Annotated in this window: 9 protein-coding genes; 3 read left to right on the top strand and 6 right to left on the bottom strand. The window is 44.5% G+C overall.

Going from position 1 to position 18,983, the window contains the following annotated elements:
- Both SWP_RS06540 and SWP_RS06535 read left to right on the top strand, forming a co-directional pair.
- Positions 1-3,090 (top strand): efflux RND transporter permease subunit, encoded by a 3,090-nt coding sequence (locus tag SWP_RS06540; protein ID WP_044555733.1) that lies wholly within the window; start codon positions 1-3, stop codon positions 3,088-3,090.
- 258 nt (positions 3,091-3,348) lie between these two features.
- Positions 3,349-5,352 (top strand): methyl-accepting chemotaxis protein, encoded by a 2,004-nt coding sequence (locus tag SWP_RS06535; protein WP_020911637.1) that lies wholly within the window; start codon positions 3,349-3,351, stop codon positions 5,350-5,352.
- A 1,437-nt stretch (positions 5,353-6,789) separates the two neighbouring features.
- Here the strand turns inward: SWP_RS06535 and cydX are convergent.
- The 4 genes from cydX to purL form a co-directional block, all read right to left on the bottom strand.
- Positions 6,790-6,906, bottom strand: a complete 117-nt coding sequence (gene cydX, locus SWP_RS23260; protein ID WP_020911635.1) for a cytochrome bd-I oxidase subunit CydX — start codon at positions 6,904-6,906, stop codon at positions 6,790-6,792.
- Between the two features lie 15 nt (positions 6,907-6,921).
- Positions 6,922-8,061 (bottom strand): cytochrome d ubiquinol oxidase subunit II, encoded by a 1,140-nt coding sequence (cydB, locus tag SWP_RS06525; protein WP_020911634.1) that lies wholly within the window; start codon positions 8,059-8,061, stop codon positions 6,922-6,924.
- 15 nt (positions 8,062-8,076) lie between these two features.
- A complete protein-coding gene (locus SWP_RS06520; protein ID WP_020911633.1) occupies positions 8,077-9,633 on the bottom strand; it encodes a cytochrome ubiquinol oxidase subunit I in 1,557 nt (518 codons plus the stop codon).
- 1,212 nt (positions 9,634-10,845) lie between these two features.
- A complete protein-coding gene (gene purL / locus SWP_RS06515) occupies positions 10,846-14,727 on the bottom strand; it encodes a phosphoribosylformylglycinamidine synthase (protein ID WP_020911631.1) in 3,882 nt (1,293 codons plus the stop codon).
- A 288-nt stretch (positions 14,728-15,015) separates the two neighbouring features.
- Between purL and mltF the strand changes: the two genes are divergently transcribed.
- Positions 15,016-16,440: a membrane-bound lytic murein transglycosylase MltF gene (gene mltF, locus SWP_RS06510; RefSeq protein WP_044555732.1), complete on the top strand. Its 1,425-nt coding sequence runs from the start codon at positions 15,016-15,018 to the stop codon at positions 16,438-16,440.
- A gap of 249 nt (positions 16,441-16,689) precedes the next feature.
- On the opposite strand, the gene tadA is transcribed toward mltF, so the two are convergent.
- A complete protein-coding gene (gene tadA / locus SWP_RS06505) occupies positions 16,690-17,268 on the bottom strand; it encodes a tRNA adenosine(34) deaminase TadA (RefSeq protein WP_079891921.1) in 579 nt (192 codons plus the stop codon).
- A gap of 98 nt (positions 17,269-17,366) precedes the next feature.
- The gene (gene guaA, locus SWP_RS06500) at positions 17,367-18,944 is read right to left on the bottom strand and encodes a glutamine-hydrolyzing GMP synthase (RefSeq protein ID WP_020911628.1); all 1,578 of its coding nucleotides are present in this window, start codon (positions 18,942-18,944) and stop codon (positions 17,367-17,369) included.
- Positions 18,945-18,983 lie beyond the last annotated feature (39 nt).

Raw genomic sequence — 18,983 nt, 5'->3', positions numbered from 1 at the left:
ATGGTTAAAGCATTAGTTGAAAATGGCCGCTTAATTAGCTTGGTCATCGCACTGTTATTAGTTGCTGGCCTAGGGGCAATATCTAGCCTTCCACGAATGGAAGACCCCGATATAACCAACCGCTTTGCCTCTGTTATCACTCACTACCCTGGTGCCTCTGCGGAACGTGTTGAAGCACTGGTCACTGAAGTATTGGAAAGTGAGCTACGCCGCCTAGAAGAATTAAAGCTGGTGCAATCAACATCACGCCCAGGGATCTCGGTCATTCAACTTGAGCTTAAAGATAATGTGCTAGAAACAGCGCCAGTTTGGTCACGCGCTAGAGATATGGTCTCTGATGCAAAAAGCCTGCTGCCAACCTCAGCCCAGAACACTATTCTCGATGATAAAGTTGGCTACGCGAATACCGCTATTCTAGGCATTGCTTGGCGTGGAGAAGGCGCTGTCCGCACCGACATGTTAAACCGTTACGCAAAAGAACTTCAAAGTCGACTTCGACTGCTAAATGGCACTAATTTTGTCAAACTTTATGGCCAACCCACTGAGGAGATCTTGGTTCAACTTGATGGCCATAAAGTTAATCAACTGCAATTGACCCCCAAAGGAATAGCTCAAATATTGCAGAACGCTGACGCGAAAGTAGCTGCTGGCGAGATTAACAACAATAATTTTAGAGCGCTGGTAGAAGTCTCTGGCGAACTTGACTCCATGGCTCGCGTTAGGGAAGTACCTTTAAAAGTCACCAACAGCGGCCAAATCATCCGTTTAGGCGATATTGCAGCCATTAGCAGACAACCGAAATTACCAGCCACCAGCATTGCCTTGGTTGAGCAGCAGCAAGGGGTGATGGTTGCAGCCCGTATGCTCAACAATACTCGCGTGGATCTCTGGCTTGAGAAAGTGCGCCTTGTTGTCGATGAAATGCAAGCAGGGATCCCCGCTAATATAGAAATTGAATGGCTATTTGATCAAGAGCATTACACGACAGATCGACTCAGTGGGTTGGTTGGAAGCCTATTACTTGGTTTCGTGATTATTCTTGCAGTATTGATGCTAACCCTCGGCCTCAGAAATGCCATTATTGTCTCTCTTTCACTACCACTCACTGCACTATTTACTCTCGCCTGCATGAAGTATATCGGCTTACCGATTCATCAAATGTCAGTCACCGGTTTAGTGGTGGCCCTTGGGATCATGGTCGATAATGCCATTGTTATTGTTGATGCTATTTCTCAACGACGCCAGCAAGGGCAAGACAGAATTCGCGCCGTGAAAGAGACGCTACAGCATTTGTGGCTACCACTAGCAGGCTCTACCATTACCACCATGTTAGCTTTCGCACCGATTGTATTGATGCCTGGCGCTGCGGGGGAGTTTGTTGGTGGTATCGCGATATCAGTCATGTTTGCCCTGCTCGGTTCATTTATAATCTCTCACACCATTATCGCTGGGCTTGCGGGTCGTTTTGGCGTCGATGGAAACGGGACACACTGGTACCACCATGGTATTAAACTGCCCATATTGAGTAACGCCTTTAAACGCAGTTTGTCCTTTGCACTGTCTCGTCCACTGCTATCAGCCGTTGTCATCGGTGTTCTACCCATTATGGGCTTTATTGCCGCAGGCAAGATGACCGAGCAATTCTTTCCGCCTTCAGATAGAGATATGTTCCAAATTGAAGTTTATTTAGCGCCCCATGTCAGTGTCGACAATACTCGTATTCAAGTGGAGTTGATGGACAAGGAGCTAAGAAAAACAGACGGTATAACCCGTATAGATTGGGTGATTGGCGGTAATGCCCCTTCTTTTTACTACAACTTACTGCAGCGTCAGCAAGGAGCCAGTCATTATGCCCAAGCGATGGTAAAGGTCAGTGATTTTGATACTGCAAATAGGCTCATTCCACAACTGCAAGAATCGCTCGACATCGCCTTTCCACAAGCACAGATCATTGTCAGAAAGCTTGAGCAAGGCCCCCCGTTTAATGCCCCTGTCGAATTGAGGATTTTTGGCCCCAATCTCGACCAGCTGAAATTGCTCGGTGAACAAGTCAGAAAGGTGCTCAGTGACACCACTGATGTTATTCATACTCGCGCCACATTAAGTGCAGGTGCTCCTAAGGTTTGGTTACAGGTCAATGAAGATGCAAGCTTGATGAGCGGTTTGTCATTAACCGATATCGCTAAGCAAGTTGAAATGGCCACCACCGGCATTAATGGTGGCAGTATTCTAGAGCAAACAGAATCTCTACCTATCAGAGTACGGTTGTACGACAGTACCCGCGAAGAACAAACAAAACTATCTGGATTAATGTTGGTGTCGGGCAATGGTAATGGTATTCCATTATCCGCCATATCAAGCAACAAAATTGAAGTTAGCCGCGGAGCAATCCCCCGCAGAGACGGACAAAGAGTCAACACAATTGAAGCATACATCACCAGCGGTGTCTTGCCGCAAGAAGTACTCGAACGCGCTAAAGACAAGCTAGATGCTATTGCGTTACCTGGAGGCTATCGCATTGAGATCGGCGGCGAAAGCGCAAAACGTAATGAAGCGGTCGGCAATTTGATGTCCAATCTCGTGTTAGTGGTCACGCTACTCTTTGCCACTGTAGTGTTGTCATTCAACTCATTTAGACTTACCGGCATAATACTATTTAGCGCGATGCAATCGGCTGGGCTTGGATTACTTGCCGTCTATACTTTTGGTTACCCGTTCGGTTTTACCGTCATTATCGGCCTGCTTGGATTGATGGGACTTGCAATTAATGCTGCGATTGTCATTTTAGCTGAGCTAGAGGAGGTTCCGGCCACTCGAGAAGGTGATACCAATGTGAATGTTGATCTTGTCACCAGCTGCGGCCGTCATATCGGTTCTACCACCATTACCACTATAGGTGGCTTCCTGCCATTGATTATCGCTGGCGGCGGATTCTGGCCTCCCTTTGCAATAGCGATTGCAGGCGGAACACTGCTAACAACGCTGCTATCGTTAGTATGGGTGCCAACTATGTATCATTTAATCATGCGACCCAAAAAAGACGCAGGTGATGAAAAACCACAAACTTTAGACACTTTTGCACAAACTTAATACCAATTGTATTAAGTTTGTGCAGATTAAACTCCAACAAAAATTCAACATAAAGCCCTCTCTTTAGAGGGCTTCCTTACATTACACCCACCTGATATACACTCGAAAAATTAATAAGTTACGTAAAATTAACTGCTGAAGAAAACTAATTATTAGCATTTAGAGCTAAATTCGATAACTAATAGACCTATATCAAATTTATTGTCTGTAAATTCGATTAAATTAACCGCTACTTCCTACTAATAGCTAAAACCTATCATGAACTATAAAAACTGGCCGGTGGCCAAACAAATCGGATTGGTCGCTTTTATTCTTACCATTATCATTTTCGGCATATTGGGCAGCATCTCCTACATGTCGGCCTCAAATGTTCTCACAGAAAAAGCAGAAACTGCACTGCAAGCACAAATGCATGGCACCGCAGATCTTATCGAGCTGCAATACGATAGTTTACTAGCGCTTGCCCACCGTAACGCTGATGTTTTTAGAGCCATGTATCCAGGGAATTTTCATAAGCCAGATAGAACGGTCCGAGTCATGGGCAAATCAACCCCTGCACTTGTTCATGAGCGTGAACAGATAAACTCTTCAAAAAGTAAGGTTGATCGTTATTCAAAGCTAACAGGCGGTAACGCAACGGTATTTGTAAGGGATGGCGAAGATTTTATGCGTATCGCCACCTCCTTGAAAAAGGCTGATGGCAAGCGAGCGCTCGGCACCCATCTTGGAAAAAGCCATCCAGGTTACCTAACCTTACTTAATGGGCAGGTTTACGAGGGCTATGCTCGTCTCTTTGGTAAAGACTACATGACCGTGTACCGCCCAATAAAAAGCGCCTCTGGCAAAGTTATCGGTATTCTCTATATCGGTTTTGATATCAGTGCGTCGTTAACACAGCTACGTCAGGCAACTAACAGTTTACGGCTAGAAGAGTCTGGTAGCTTCCTCATTATACGTAAATCAGACAATACTATCGTGGCGCACCCGGGAAATGAGGTCGGTATTGAAATCAACAGTCAGGTGCTTAACGGGATCACTGTTGAACAGGCGTTAATGGATAAGGGCTCATTTGAGTACCGCAATAATAACGGTGCGATGTCCTACGCTTATACTCTTAATATCCCTGGTTGGAACTGGGCACTCGTTGGTCAAGTGCCAATGAAAGAGCTTAACGAAGAGAGCGGCCAGCTACTAACTATAAATGTTACCGTGAGTATTATTGGTTTGCTGGTTATTACTCTACTGCTGTCATTAATCTTACTGAGAACACTAAAACCTCTTAGCGCGTTGGAAGTGCAACTAGAGAACTTGGGCAAAGGCGATCTTTCGCAGTCTTTTGCTCAAACAGATCCAAATTCAAAAAATGAGGTCGATCAGATCACCCAAAGTGCGTCTCGCATGGCAACAAACTTAAGAGAGCTAATTATTTCGCTGCAGCAATCAGTGACCTCTTTGCAAGCGCATTCGATGCAAACTCAAGAAACCGCAAGATTGAATGGCGAAGAGTCGCAGGCGTTAATGGCGCAAACCGATCAAATAGCCACCGCTATCGAGGAGATGTCTGCATCGGTTCGTGATGTCGCGAATCATGCAAGTGAAGGCGCAAACATGAGTCAGCAAGTTGATGTAGCAAGCCAAGACGGTAAGCAACATTTGGAGCAATTATTACATGGCTTAGAAGCACTGAGCCAGCAGTTAGCAACCAGCCATACGAGTGTCGAACTTGTTAGTAAAGAAAGCATCGCCATTAGTCAGGTCACTGAAGTCATTAATAGTATTGCTGAACAAACTAACTTGCTCGCACTCAACGCCGCCATTGAAGCGGCTCGCGCGGGTGAACAAGGTCGTGGTTTTGCAGTTGTTGCCGATGAGGTTCGTACCCTAGCCCAACGAACACAAACCTCAACCTCTGAAATATCGCAAACCATTGCTCAACTGCAAACTCAGGTTAAAGCGACTGCCGACCAAATGAACCAAAGCAATGAGCTTGGTGATCGCTCTGCAATACAGGGCAAAGAAGCTACAGAGCTATTAATCACTATTACCGAAAGTATTGGTGAACTTGCAACAGCCTCAAGCAGTATTGCCAGTGCTACCGAGCAGCAAAGCGCTGTAGCTGAAGAGATCACTCGAAACCTACACCAGATCACTGAGCTGGCTAGAGATGGTGAACAGCGCTCAGGTGATACCGTGGATTCAGCAGAAAGCCTTGCTATTATCGCCAATGATATCAAACAAAAAATTAGTGTATTTAAGGCCTAGCGTATTGCTACTGGCCCTATAATCACCCGATAACCAAGGGCTATAGTTCATCGCCAGCAGCCTAAAGGCAACAGCATCATTTCTGTTGCCTTTTCTTTTGAATAACTGTCGACAGTGTTCAATCATCTCTCAACACCTTTCAAAGTAAAATATCCATTTAATCCCTGCGACAGAAGATGCTATCGTAACTAGTTGATTCCAATCAGTATGAAGAATTGACATCATCAATACGATAGATTAACAAGGAGTGTTAATGCCAGATTTACATTTTAAAGATAAGTCCCCGTTCTACTTGAAGATGCTCGTTTAATACCAATTGCATTAAGTATTTGGCCAGTTCAGAACCCCTCAGTCTTTTCAATTCAAAGCGCATCGGTAAAGAAATGGTTATTCCCTTTTAAGCCAATGCAAAGCAGAAGTGGAAAGACTGAGGGGCTCACGTAGTGCGGCTGAGGTTAAACAAATTGGCAAACGCTGTATGCTTCGCTATGGGATTTGGATATACGACTAAATGGTCTATTTTGTTCCATACAAAATAAGGCATTCCGGCCCTCCTTGGCGGTCAGATTTAGGAGGTACGAGACCAAGGATGGTCGAAGGTAGAATAATGCAGGAGCAATTATCGAGAGCGAAGCAGGATGCCAGAGCCGAGAATAACTATTAGCTCAAACCCCACTACTTGCCTACAGCGTTTTGAATTCCCGCTGAATGGTCAAACTTTTAATGCAATTGGTATAAGAGGCATTGTGCCAGTTCAATTCTAGGCGCATTGACATAGAAATGGTTATTCCCTTTTAAGTTATTGCAACAACGAAGTGGGTTGGCACAAAGCCTTCTTGGATGGGCGTTTCTTATATAAAAAGCATGGACTTTACTCTGTGTTATTAATTTTATTAAGGGAACTACCATTAATGGCAATCAATGCCTCGCCTACATGGATGTAGGTGCTTAGGTTCAGCATGGAGCAATGAACCTGTGATTAAAGCCTATTAAACTCCCACTGAATCCTGCATCTTCAAGTAGCACGGGGATACTAGTGACCATATTCTGTTGGAGCGCCAGCTTTACCCTTGTCAGCATAACAAGTTATAACTACCTCAACGCCGAGCTGAAATTCGATAGTCTGTTGGTTCATATAGGTGCTTCTGTCATGCTATTTTGTGCCGGCTTATTGCCAAAGATGTTCTTTATCCCCTTAAAACAGATGCTAAGCAGTACCTTGAAACCATTTTTGCTCTCACCTAAAAGCCACCTGTACTTAACTTATCTCGGCATATTCATCACAGCGATTAGAATCGTTTTGCAGACCTTACGTTTTAGCAGTTTCTAACTTCATGGATAAAACCCCAAAGAGTCGACTTATTTTAGAGTGAAGCCATAGTCAACAAAAAGCCCCCGCAATTGCGGGGCTTTATCAGTACGTCATTGAGCTAGAAATTAATCTTCAGACTCAACTTCACGATCCATATTCTCTGTATTTTCAAGCCAAAGTGCATTGATAATACCGAAGGAGCAGGCTAACAATACGCCTAAAATCCAAGCAAAATACCACATAGTTTAAGCTCCTTATTAGTAGAGTGAAGTCTTATTCTTTTCAATGAACTGACGCGACAAGCGACCAAACATCTTCAAGTAAGTCCAAACAGTGTAGCTCAATACAATCGGTACGAAGATGATTGCAGCCCACGTCATAACGGTTAGCGATACTTCACTCGCCGTCGCATCCCACATAGTCAAACTCACGTTTGGCTCAAGTGACGACGGCATAACAAATGGGAACATCGCTGCGCCACACGTTAAGATAACAGCAGCAATACCTATTGAGCTAAAGAAGAACGCAAAACCTGAACGATTCATGCGGCTTGATAGCAGTACCAAGATAGGCATCAGTAAACCCAATACAGGGAACAGCATAGTCACTGGATACTTATCGTAGTTCACTAACCATGCGCCAGCTTCAATAGCCACAGTCTTCAACGTTGGATCTGATAAACCAGCCGTGTCGATAGCAGAGGTAATCACATAACCATCAATACCGTTGATTAACCATACGCCTGCAGCACCAAAGAACACAAACAACAGTACAGACAATAGTTGTGACATCTTAGCAGCACGTTCGCGTAGCTCACCTTCTGTCTTCATCTGTAGCCAAGTAGAACCTTGCAACATAAACATACTCACACACACTAAGCCAGCAAGTATCCCAAATGGATTCAGTAGACCGAAGAAGCCACCGTGGTAGGTTGCACGAAGGTATTCGTCAAAGTTAAACGGTACCCCTTGCAATAAATTACCAAATGCCACACCGATAATCAGTGGCGGTACAAAACCACCAACAAATAACGCCCAGTCCCAAGACTTACGCCATCTTGGATCTTCAATCTTAGAACGGTAGTCAAAGCCTACAGGTCTTAGGAACAACGCAAATAATACCAACATCATTGCGACGTAAAAACCCGAAAATGACACACCGTAGACCATAGGCCAAGCAGCAAACAGTGCGCCACCAGCGGTGATCAACCAAACTTGGTTACCATCCCAATGTGGGGCGATTGAGTTAATCATGATACGTCTGTCGGTATCGTCTTTACCAATAATTGGCAGCAACGCACCCACACCCATATCAAAACCGTCGGTGACAGCAAAACCGATGAACAGCACGCCAATCAGTGCCCACCAGATGAATCTTAACATTTCATAATCAAACATAATCAGATCTCCAGTTTAGGCATCAAGCTTTTCAAAGTGATAACGACCAGTTTTCAAACAACTAGGTCCTTTACGAGCAAACTTAATCATTAGATAAAGCTCAATCACAAGCAAGATTGAATAGAATACGGTAATCGAAATGATACTGAACAATAGGTCATTAACCGACAAGCTAGAAGCTGACATAAAGGTCGGTAATACTTCTGAAATTGTCCACGGTTGACGGCCATACTCAGCAACGAACCAACCACATTCAATGGCGATCCATGGTAGAGGTAGACTGTAAAGCGCGGCTTTAAGTACCCATTTTTTCTCTTCGATTTGATGACGTGTGCTTTGCCAGAATGCTGCGGCAAACACTAACAACATAATCATTCCTGCACCAACCATGACACGGAAAGACCAGAACATAGGCGCTACGTTTGGAATAGAGTCATCAGCTGCCGCTTTAATTTGCTCATCCGTTGCATCAACCACTTTATCGGTATAGCGCTTCAGCAATAGACCGTAGCCAAGATCCACTTTCGACTCTTCAAATGCAGCTCTAATTTCAGGAGTTTCGTTTCCTGCGCGAAGCTGTTCAAGCAGGCCATAGGCCACCATGCCATTACGGATCCGTACTTCGTGCTCTGAAATCAGATCTTTAATTCCGGTAACTTGCTCATCAAGTGAACGCGTAGCAATGATCCCCATCGCGTAAGGAATTTTAATTGCATAGTCAGTGTGCTGTGTTTCTTGATTAGGGAAACCTACCGCAGTAAATGCAGCTGGTGCAGGCTCAGTGTGCCATTCAGCTTCAATAGCAGCTAACTTAACACGTTGTACTTCACCGACTTTATAGCCTGATTCGTCACCCAGTACGATAACAGAAAGAATAGAAGCCATGCCGAAGCTTGCTGCAATAGCAAATGAGCGACGAGCAAAAGGCAAATCACGCTTCTTCAAGATGTAGTAAGCACTGATCGACAACACGAACATTGCGCCAGCAACATAACCCGATGCAACAGTGTGAACAAACTTCACCTGCGCTACAGGGTTAAATATTACTTCAGCAAAACTAGTCATCTCCATGCGCATGGTTTCATAGTTGAATACAGACCCTACTGGGTTTTGCATCCAACCGTTAGCCACCAAGATCCACAATGCTGACATGTTTGAGCCTAGAGCGACTAACCAAGTAACAGCAAGATGTTGGCGTTTGCTAAAGCGATCCCAACCAAAGAAGAACATACCGACTAATGTCGATTCGAGGAAGAAAGCCATCAAGCCTTCAATCGCTAGCGGTGCACCAAAAATGTCACCGACGTAATGCGAATAGTAGGACCAGTTCGTACCGAACTGGAACTCCATCGCCAAACCAGTTGCTACGCCGAGTGCAAAGTTGATACCGAATAACTTACCCCAGAACTTGGTCATATCTTTATAGATCTGCTTATTGGTCATCACATAAAGTGATTCCATAATGGCTAGCAAAAATGCTAACCCCAAGGTCAAGGGAACAAATAGGAAGTGATACATGGCCGTCATCGCAAACTGAAAGCGCGACAGCTCAACAACCTCTTCTAAAATCATTTGTGACTCCTTAGGTAGTGCGTCCAATTATTATTGTTAGATCCCCATCAACAATCATAACTGCCTATATAGGAATATTAATGCAGACACTTAAGCCCTCTTCTTCAAAAAGGCCTATTTGGCTGCGTTTCGTTGTTTAATTCATAATTTGTGTAATTTAAAGCCAAAAACACTGACAACCTGCAGCGTAACATCTCAATAAAGACAATTATTGTGATCACCGTCTCACCTAGGCAAGTTTTTTGATAACAAATAAGTAATATCAGTTACTTGCAATGCAAAACGAGGGTTTCAGTAATGAATTTATACCATTCAAAATTGATTCAAATCAATCAATGCATTTGCTTTGCATGGGTTTTGAGGGGGAGTACACAAATCCACCCACCCCATCATTGACAGTATACTCCACCCATGCTAGGGAGAAACTAAAATGCATATAGACAGTTATTTTTAGATGTTTAAAAACAATATTCCACTCAAAGCCACTTTTAACAAGTTATTATCATAACTTGAGCCAGATTATTTAACCCTAATCATTACAGGTATAGCCACTAAAAAGCAAAATCACTAGTAACAACAACCACTTAAGCCACACTAAAGAACCAGCAGTCAACCAAAACAGTAAACACACATTAGAAAAACTAATCTCAAATAGCATTTTTTCTCGTTTGATATAAATAATTCACTCACCTAAAATGAGCACCAAGTTAAGGAGACGGTCAAGTTAACCCGGTGAAGTAGCCCGGATAGACTGACTCCGCTTATCATCAACATTTAAACGTGGAGTTACCATTATGAATACATTTTTTGAGCGTCTAGTTAGCAGCTACCAGCGTGTTTTCGTTGAGCTTTATACCTCAAGAGAGCTTTAAGCCAAGCTCTCTTTGCAAGATTAAATCTTGAAGTTTTGTTAGCGCAAAGCGGCCCTCCTTAGTATTAAAGGGGGCTTTTTTATGTGACAAAATGACAACCCGAATCAATCTCCTGTCGAACTGTTTCCAATCAGTAACTGACTATAAGTAAACCTAACCCCCTCACTTCATGTCATTGCTACAAAACCAATTAATTTAGTATTACATGCATCACTAAACTTAAACTAATGCGCTGTTTAGCTTTACTTTTTTTCAGCTAAATCTTATCCATAAAAAAGGCTCCTAATATTTAGGAGCCTCATAAGCAGTTAATACTAGCGCATTTATACGCTAATACTAATTAACCAATTGATTTTCTAACGTTACGGAACATTCTCATCCATGGGCTATCTTCACCCCATGAATCAGGGTGCCATGAGTTAGCAACCGTTCTAAATACACGCTCAGGATGCGGCATCATGATCGTTACACGGCCATCGGTCGAGCTCAATGCTGTAATTGCATTCGGCGAACCGTTAGGGTTTTGTGGGTACTGAGTGGCTATCTGACCATTACCATCCACATAGCGCAGTGCAATAGTCCCTGACGCTTCAGCAGCAGCTAATGCCTCTGGTGATGCAAACTCAGCACGTCCCTCACCGTGAGAAACAGCAATCGGCATACGCGAGCCTTCCATACCTTGGAAGAATAACGATGGGCTCTTTTGTACTTCAACCAAACTAAAGCGTGCTTCAAAACGCTCAGAGCGGTTACGTACAAAGTGTGGCCACAAATCGGTGCCAGGAATGATGTCTTTTAGGTTAGACAGCATCTGACAACCATTACAAACACCTAATGAGAAGCTATCATCGCGTTCGAAGAACTGACTAAACTGCTCACGAGCACGCGCATTAAACAAGATAGACTTAGCCCAGCCTTCACCCGCGCCAAGTACGTCACCGTATGAGAAACCACCACAAGCCACAAGACCTTGGAACTCCTCTAAACTAATGCGGCCACTCAGAATATCACTCATGTGCACATCTTTAGACTCAAAGCCTGCACGATCAAATGCCGCTGCCATTTCGATATGGGAGTTAACGCCTTGCTCACGCAAAATCGCCATCTTAGGCGCAGCACCTTTTAAGATAAATGGTGCAGCAACATCTTCGCTTGGATCAAAGCTCAAATCAACGGTAAGACCTAAGTCATTAGCGTCTTGCTTAAGCGCATGTTCCTCTTTAGCACACTCAGGGTTATCACGCAGTGACTGCATGCGATAAGTCGTTTCAGCCCAAATAGTACGCAGTGAGGTACGCGTTTCCGTTAACACTTCACGCTCACCATCAAAGATAGCAATTTGATCTGTATCAGTCAGCTCAGCCACCTTATGACAAGCTACACCTGCAGCATTAAACTTCGCACTAATGGCTGCGGAATCTTCACGGCGAACTTGGATAACAGCGCCAAGCTCTTCGTTAAATAAACGCTCAACATCAGTACCTGTTAACGCACTCAAATCAACATTTAGGCCAGTGTGTCCAGCAAACGCCATCTCAACTAGAGTGGTGTATAAACCACCATCACTTCTGTCGTGATAAGCAAGAATTGACTGGTCTGCGACTAGTGGCTGAATCACTTCAAAGAAGCCTTTCAACGTCGCAGAGTTATCAAGATCTGGGGCGATATCACCCAGTTCGCTGTATACCTGTGCTAAACAAGAGCCACCAAGACGATTTTGTCCAAGACCTAGATCAAGCAGCAACAGTTCACTGTCACCTTTATCGCTGCGCAGTTCTGGCGTTACTGTATTTCGAACATCTTGTACCACACCAAAAGCGGTAATAACTAGCGACATTGGCGAAGTCACGGCTTTTTGTACGCCGTTGTCTTCCCAGGCAGTCTTCATCGACATCGAGTCTTTACCAACTGGAATGGTCAGTGACAAATCAGGACAAAGCTCTTCACCAATTGCTTTAACGGCTTCATAAAGGCCGGCATCTTCACCAGGGTGACCTGCTGGCGACATCCAGTTAGCAGAAAGCTTAATGCGCTTGAATGAACCAATATCAGTACCGGCGATATTCAAAATAGACTCAGCTACCGCCATACGTGCTGATGCGCCAAAGTCGAGCAGTGCCAGCGGAGTACGCTCACCAATCGACATAGCTTCACCGACATATGAATCATAACTAGCAGCCGTCACGGCGCAATCCGCAACGGGCACCTGCCAAGGGCCAACCATTTGGTCGCGGTTAACTAAGCCCGTTACGGTTCTGTCACCAATGGTGATAAGGAAGGTTTTTTCAGCAATGGTTGGCAAGCGAAGTAAACGATGTGCAGCTTCTTTAACTGCAATATCACTTTGATCCAATGCGCTTGAGTTAGCTTTCGCGCTCACAACGTCACGGCTCATCTTAGGCGCTTTGCCTAAAAGCACTTCTAAAGGAAGTTCAATTGGATGGTTTTCGAAGTGCTCATCGCTAAGGATTAACTCACGCTCTTCAGTTGCCACACCAACTACTGCAAATGGTGCACGTTCACGCTGACAAATCGCAGTAAATACAGCTAAATTCTCTGGTGCAATTGACATAACATAGCGCTCTTGCGACTCGTTACACCAGATCTCTAATGGGCTCATACCTGGCTCGTCAGAAGGCACTCTACGCAGCTCAAAGTTACCGCCACGTCCGCCGTCATCAACCAGCTCAGGGAAAGCATTCGACAAGCCGCCTGCGCCCACATCATGAATAAACTGGATTGGGTTTGCGTCACCCATCTGCCAGCAACGGTCGATAACTTCCTGACAGCGACGTTCCATCTCTGGGTTTTCACGCTGCACCGAAGCAAAATCTAGATCTTCGCTTGATTGGCCAGATGTCATCGAAGACGCCGCGCCGCCACCTAGACCGATATTCATTGCAGGGCCACCGAGTACAACCAATTTTGCACCTACAGTGATCTCGCCTTTTTGGACATGCTCTTCGCGAATATTACCTAAACCACCCGCCAACATTATCGGCTTGTGGTAACCACGAACTTCAACACCGTTGTGACTATTCACTTCCTGCTCGTAAGTTCGGAAATAACCCACAAGCGCTGGGCGACCGAACTCATTGTTAAATGCTGCGCCACCAAGTGGGCCTTCAGTCATAATATCAAGCGCGGTCACAATGCGGTCTGGTTTACCGTAATCGGCTTCCCATGGCTGTACAAAACCTGGAATTTTAAGGTTTGAAACGCTAAATCCAGTTAAGCCAGCTTTTGGCTTAGAGCCTCGCCCTGTCGCACCTTCATCACGAATTTCACCACCACTGCCGGTTGCCGCACCTGGATATGGGCTAATTGCTGTTGGGTGGTTATGGGTTTCAACCTTCATTAAGATATGCATTGGCTCAGTGTGATAGCCATATACTCCATCTTGCTTAGGGAAGAAACGACCCGCTGTTGAGCCCGTCATTACCGCAGCATTATCTTTATAAGCAGAAAGTACATTTTCAGGTGTAGTCTCAAAAGTGTTCTTAATCATCTTGAACAAGGACTTTGGCTGAACCTCGCCATCGATTGTCCAATCAGCATTAAAGATCTTATGACGACAATGCTCAGAGTTTGCTTGAGCAAACATCATAAGCTCAACATCATTAGGATTACGCTCTAAACGCTTGAAATTCTCGACTAGGTAGTCAATCTCATCTTCAGCAAGCGCGAGTCCTAAGGTGGTATTCGCCAGCTCGAGCGCGCTACGTCCTTGCCCTAGAATATCAACGCTTTTAAATTTTGCAGGTTCAGTGCGAGCAAACAATACATCCGCCGCATTAAAGTCATTAACAACAACTTCAACCATGCGGTCATGTAACAGTTCAAGTAGCGATTTGGTTTGCGCAGCAGTTAACTCATCGGCAACAACGTAGTAAGCAATACCACGTTCTAAGCGCAGCACTTTATCAAGACCACAGTTGTGGGCGATATCGGTTGCTTTAGAAGACCAAGGAGAAATTGTACCAGGACGGGGCGTGACAAAATGGAGCTTACCTTCTGGCTGATGTGCTTCAATAGCAGGACCATAGGTTAAGATTTTTTCAAGCTGTTGACTTTCATTTTCTTCTAGCGATTCTTTCAAATCAGCTAAGTGGATAAACTCGGCATAGATTTGGCGCACTGGTAGTGCAGCCGACTCACAAGCTTGCATAAGCTTCTGTACTCTAAACGCCGAAAGTGCAGGGGCTCCGCGGATGATCTCCATCACGTCTTTTCACCTTATAAATTATAATTGCAGGGTCAGATCTGGCGCTATTATAGGGAAATGTTTGCCACAAAGCATTAGCAGTCGCTATACAAAACAGTGTTTCCTGTATAGAAAAAAGCGCAGCTTATTTTTTGTAGAATGGACGTAGAAATATCAAGCAAACTTTCAATTTGGGGTCATACTAAAACACAAGTGTTTACGAAAAACGCCCCTTTTTATGCACAGTTTAATACTGTGATATAATAAACCATAATTCCCTTATATTTTAAGCGCTAACTAATAGTAATGATAAAAAAGCTTTGCCTTATTTTCTGCTGTATAACCTTACTGGCTGCATGCCAGAAGGTCGTCGTGGAACAAAAGCAAGTGGCAGTCATTGAACCAAAAACAGAGTTAGTCGTCGGCACCTTATTTGGTCCTCAAATCTATTTTAGCTCCGGTCAGGGTGAATCTGGTTACGATTATGAGATGGCAGCAAGATTCGCTAAGTATCTCAACCTTGAGCTGAAGATGATGCCATTTGCCAACATTAGTGAGTTATACGGCGCACTAAGGGCTGGAAAAATCGATATTATCGCTGCGGGTCTGGCTGACACGCCTTCAAGACGAGAAAAATATAGAGTAGGCCCTCCGCTCTATCGTGTAAATCAAGTATTGGTATATAGGCAAGGCACACGACCACCAAAAGATATCAACGATCTCGAGGGCGATATAACCGTTATCACCGACTCGTCGTTTGTCGATACTCTAAGCGAACTGCAAAAATCCAACCCTAATCTAATGTGGAAACAGGAAAAGGATAAAGACTCCGAAGAGTTATTGGCGATGATCGCCAGTGGAGACTTACAGTACACCATCGCAGACTCAACCAGTTTAGATATTAACAGACGCTTTATGCCTGAACTACGTGAAGGCGCCGTTCTTAAAGAGAAGCAACCGGTCGTATGGCTACTGCCACCTAACAATAGCGACCGCTTAATGAGTAAGTTGCTGGCATTTTGGCACATAGAAAAACGCAGCGGCACCCTTGCCCATTTAAATGAAAAGTACTTTGCCCACGTTAGACGTTTTGACTATGTCGATACCCGTGCCTTTATCCGTGCTATCGATAATAAGCTACCCAAGTATCAAGAAACCTTTGAAAAGTATGCTGGCGATATCGACTGGCGTAAACTCGCCGCGACCGCATATCAAGAATCGCACTGGAACCCTAATGCCCGCTCACCTACTGGTGTACGCGGACTGATGATGCTCACCCTTCCGACCGCCAAACAAGTTGGAATTGAGAATAGGCTTGATCCGTACCAAAGTATTCAAGGTGGTGCCAAGTACCTCAACAGCATGCTCGAACGCTTGCCTGAGTCGATCCCCGAGAGTCAGCGTATGTGGTTTGCCCTTGCCTCTTATAATATTGGTTTTGGTCACGTTGAAGATGCAAGGAAACTGGCGCAATCGATGGGACTTAACCCCAGTGCTTGGCGTGACATTAAAGAAGTATTACCGCTGTTACAAAAAAGAAAACACTACAAAAAGACTCGATACGGCTACGCCCGCGGCAATGAAGCCGTACACTATGTCGACAGTATTCGCCGTTACTACGATACGCTAGTGTGGATCGATAATCAGAACATATTGCTTGATCTTAAAAGTGATGTGACCCAAACAGCAGATAACAGTGGCCAAACAATGGAAGGTGCCCAGCCACAATAAAAGCATTGAACTTTATTTTATGCCATTCATTTAAAATTCATCATATTGCTGTAAGTTAGTATAAAGGTAAAATAAGGAGGTAGAAGATGAAGAAAAGACCGGTAAACAATATGGCGGCTCGTCGCCGCACACAATTAAAAGCACGTCACTTAAAAACACTCAATAGGCAAAAGCAGTTCTTTGTTTTTATTAGACCGACAGATTAACCCTGTGCAAGATTTCCTATCTTAGCGCTAATATTAGTAACGACTAGTCCTTACTAGCAAGTTCAGAAGATTCAAGTTTAGCCAACGCTTTCGCCGCTTTCTTCTCTTTTCTTCTGCGCTTAAAAAAAGCGCTGAGTTGCTCACTACACGCCTCGTCTCTCACCCCTGCGGTAACCTCTACTTGATGATTAAATGCAGGGTGGCGCACAATATCAATAACTGTGCCTGCAGCCCCGGTTTTCTCATCATTCGCGCCATAAACCAGTCGACTAATCCTAGAGTGAACAATTGCTCCTGCACACATGGCACATGGCTCTAACGTGACATATAGCGTGGTATCTAATAAACGGTAATTTTCCAGCAACTGCCCCGCTTGCCGAATGCATTGCATCTCAGCGTGAGCACTTGGATCATGCAAACCAATGCTGTAATTAAAGCCAGCGCTAACCACTTCACCATCTTTAACCAAAACGGCGCCAACGGGCACCTCGCCCTTTTCTTCCGCCTTAGCTGCCATCTCCATTGCCATTTTCATAAAACGGCTATCGTCTTCGGCTTGTGCTACCTGTGCTGCAGTTTGTTGTGTGTTATCGCGATTTGGCAATCGACTCTCCAGATACATGTATTAAATCGGCGCTATTCTAGCAATTGTGCTGCAAAATAAAAAAGGTGCCGAAGCACCTTTTATATCAACCAGTATAGCTCGCTAGCTAAAATGGGTTATTCCCACTCAATAGTTGCAGGTGGCTTACCTGAAATATCGTAAACAACACGTGAAATGCCGTCTATTTCATTAATGATTCGATTAGATACACGACCTAAGAAGTCATATGGCAGATGTGCCCAATGTGCTGTCATAAAGTCGATAGTTTCTACCGCACGTAAGCTGACAACCCAATCGTATTTACGGCCGTCACCCATAACGCCAACAGAGCGAACCGGTAAGAACACAGTAAATGCTTGGCTAACTTTGTTGTAAAGATCAGCCTTGTGTAGCTCTTCGATAAAAATCGCATCAGCTAAACGCAGTAAGTCACAGTACTCTTTCTTCACTTCGCCAAGCACACGTACACCAAGACCAGGTCCTGGGAACGGGTGACGATAAAGCATGTCGTACGGTAGACCTAGCTCTAGACCAATCTTACGCACTTCATCTTTAAACAGTTCACGCAGTGGTTCAACCAAACCAAGTTCCATATCATCAGGCAATCCGCCAACGTTATGGTGCGATTTAATCACGTGTGCTTTACCTGTTGCGCTACCTGCAGACTCAATCACATCTGGGTAGATAGTGCCTTGGGCAAGCCATTTAGCGTTTGCGCATTTCTTTGATTCTTCATCGAAGATCTCAACAAATACATGACCGATGATTTTACGCTTAGATTCTGGATCGGCTTCACCCGCCATCGCATCAAGGAAACGGTTTTCAGCATCAACATGGATGATATTCAGTCCAAAGTGATCACCAAACATATCCATCACTTGCTGAGCTTCATTTAAACGCAGCAAACCGTTATCAACGAATACACAAGTCAGCTTATCACCAATCGCGCGGTGCAGCAGCATTGCAACGACAGATGAATCAACACCACCAGATAGACCGAGGATAACTTCATCATCACCAATCTGTTTCTTTAAACGTTCTACAGCATCTTCAATAATTGAAGAGGGTTTCCAGTTAGCATCACAACCACAAATATCGAGCGCGAAATGCTCAAGCATGCGCTTGCCTTGGCGAGTATGAGTCACTTCAGGATGGAACTGAACACCGTAGAATTTTTTGTCTTCGTTTGCCATAGCTGCAAACGGACACGTCTCAGTGTTGGCAACGGTAACGAAACCGTCAGGGATCTCGGATACCTTATCGCCATGACTCATCCAAACGTCAAGTAATGGCTTACCAGTTTCGCTTACCGCATCTTCAATAGCTTTAAATAGTGCAGATTCAGTTTGTACTTCTACTTGTGCGTAACCAAACTCACCCTCTCCAACACCTTGAATCACTTTACCACCAAGCTGTTCAGACATTGTCTGCATGCCGTAGCAAATACCAAGTACAGGAACGCCAGCGTTAAACACATACTCAGGGGCGCGTGGAGAGTTGTCTGCAGTCACGCTTTCTGGACCACCCGCTAAGATAATGCCGTTGGGTGCAAAACCACGAATTTGCTCTTCGGAAACATCCCAAGCCCAAAGTTCACAATAAACACCGATTTCACGAATACGGCGGGCAATCAATTGGGTGTATTGCGATCCAAAATCTAGGATTAGGATCTTATGCTCATGAATGTTGCTCATGGGGTACCTTATCTTTATATTTCTGTTTAACTAAAATCT

It is taken from the genome of Shewanella piezotolerans WP3 (genome assembly GCF_000014885.1).
Lineage (GTDB): Bacteria > Pseudomonadota > Gammaproteobacteria > Enterobacterales > Shewanellaceae > Shewanella > Shewanella piezotolerans.
Note: the sequence above shows the minus strand (reverse complement) of the source record. Positions and strands in the feature narration are given on the sequence as shown.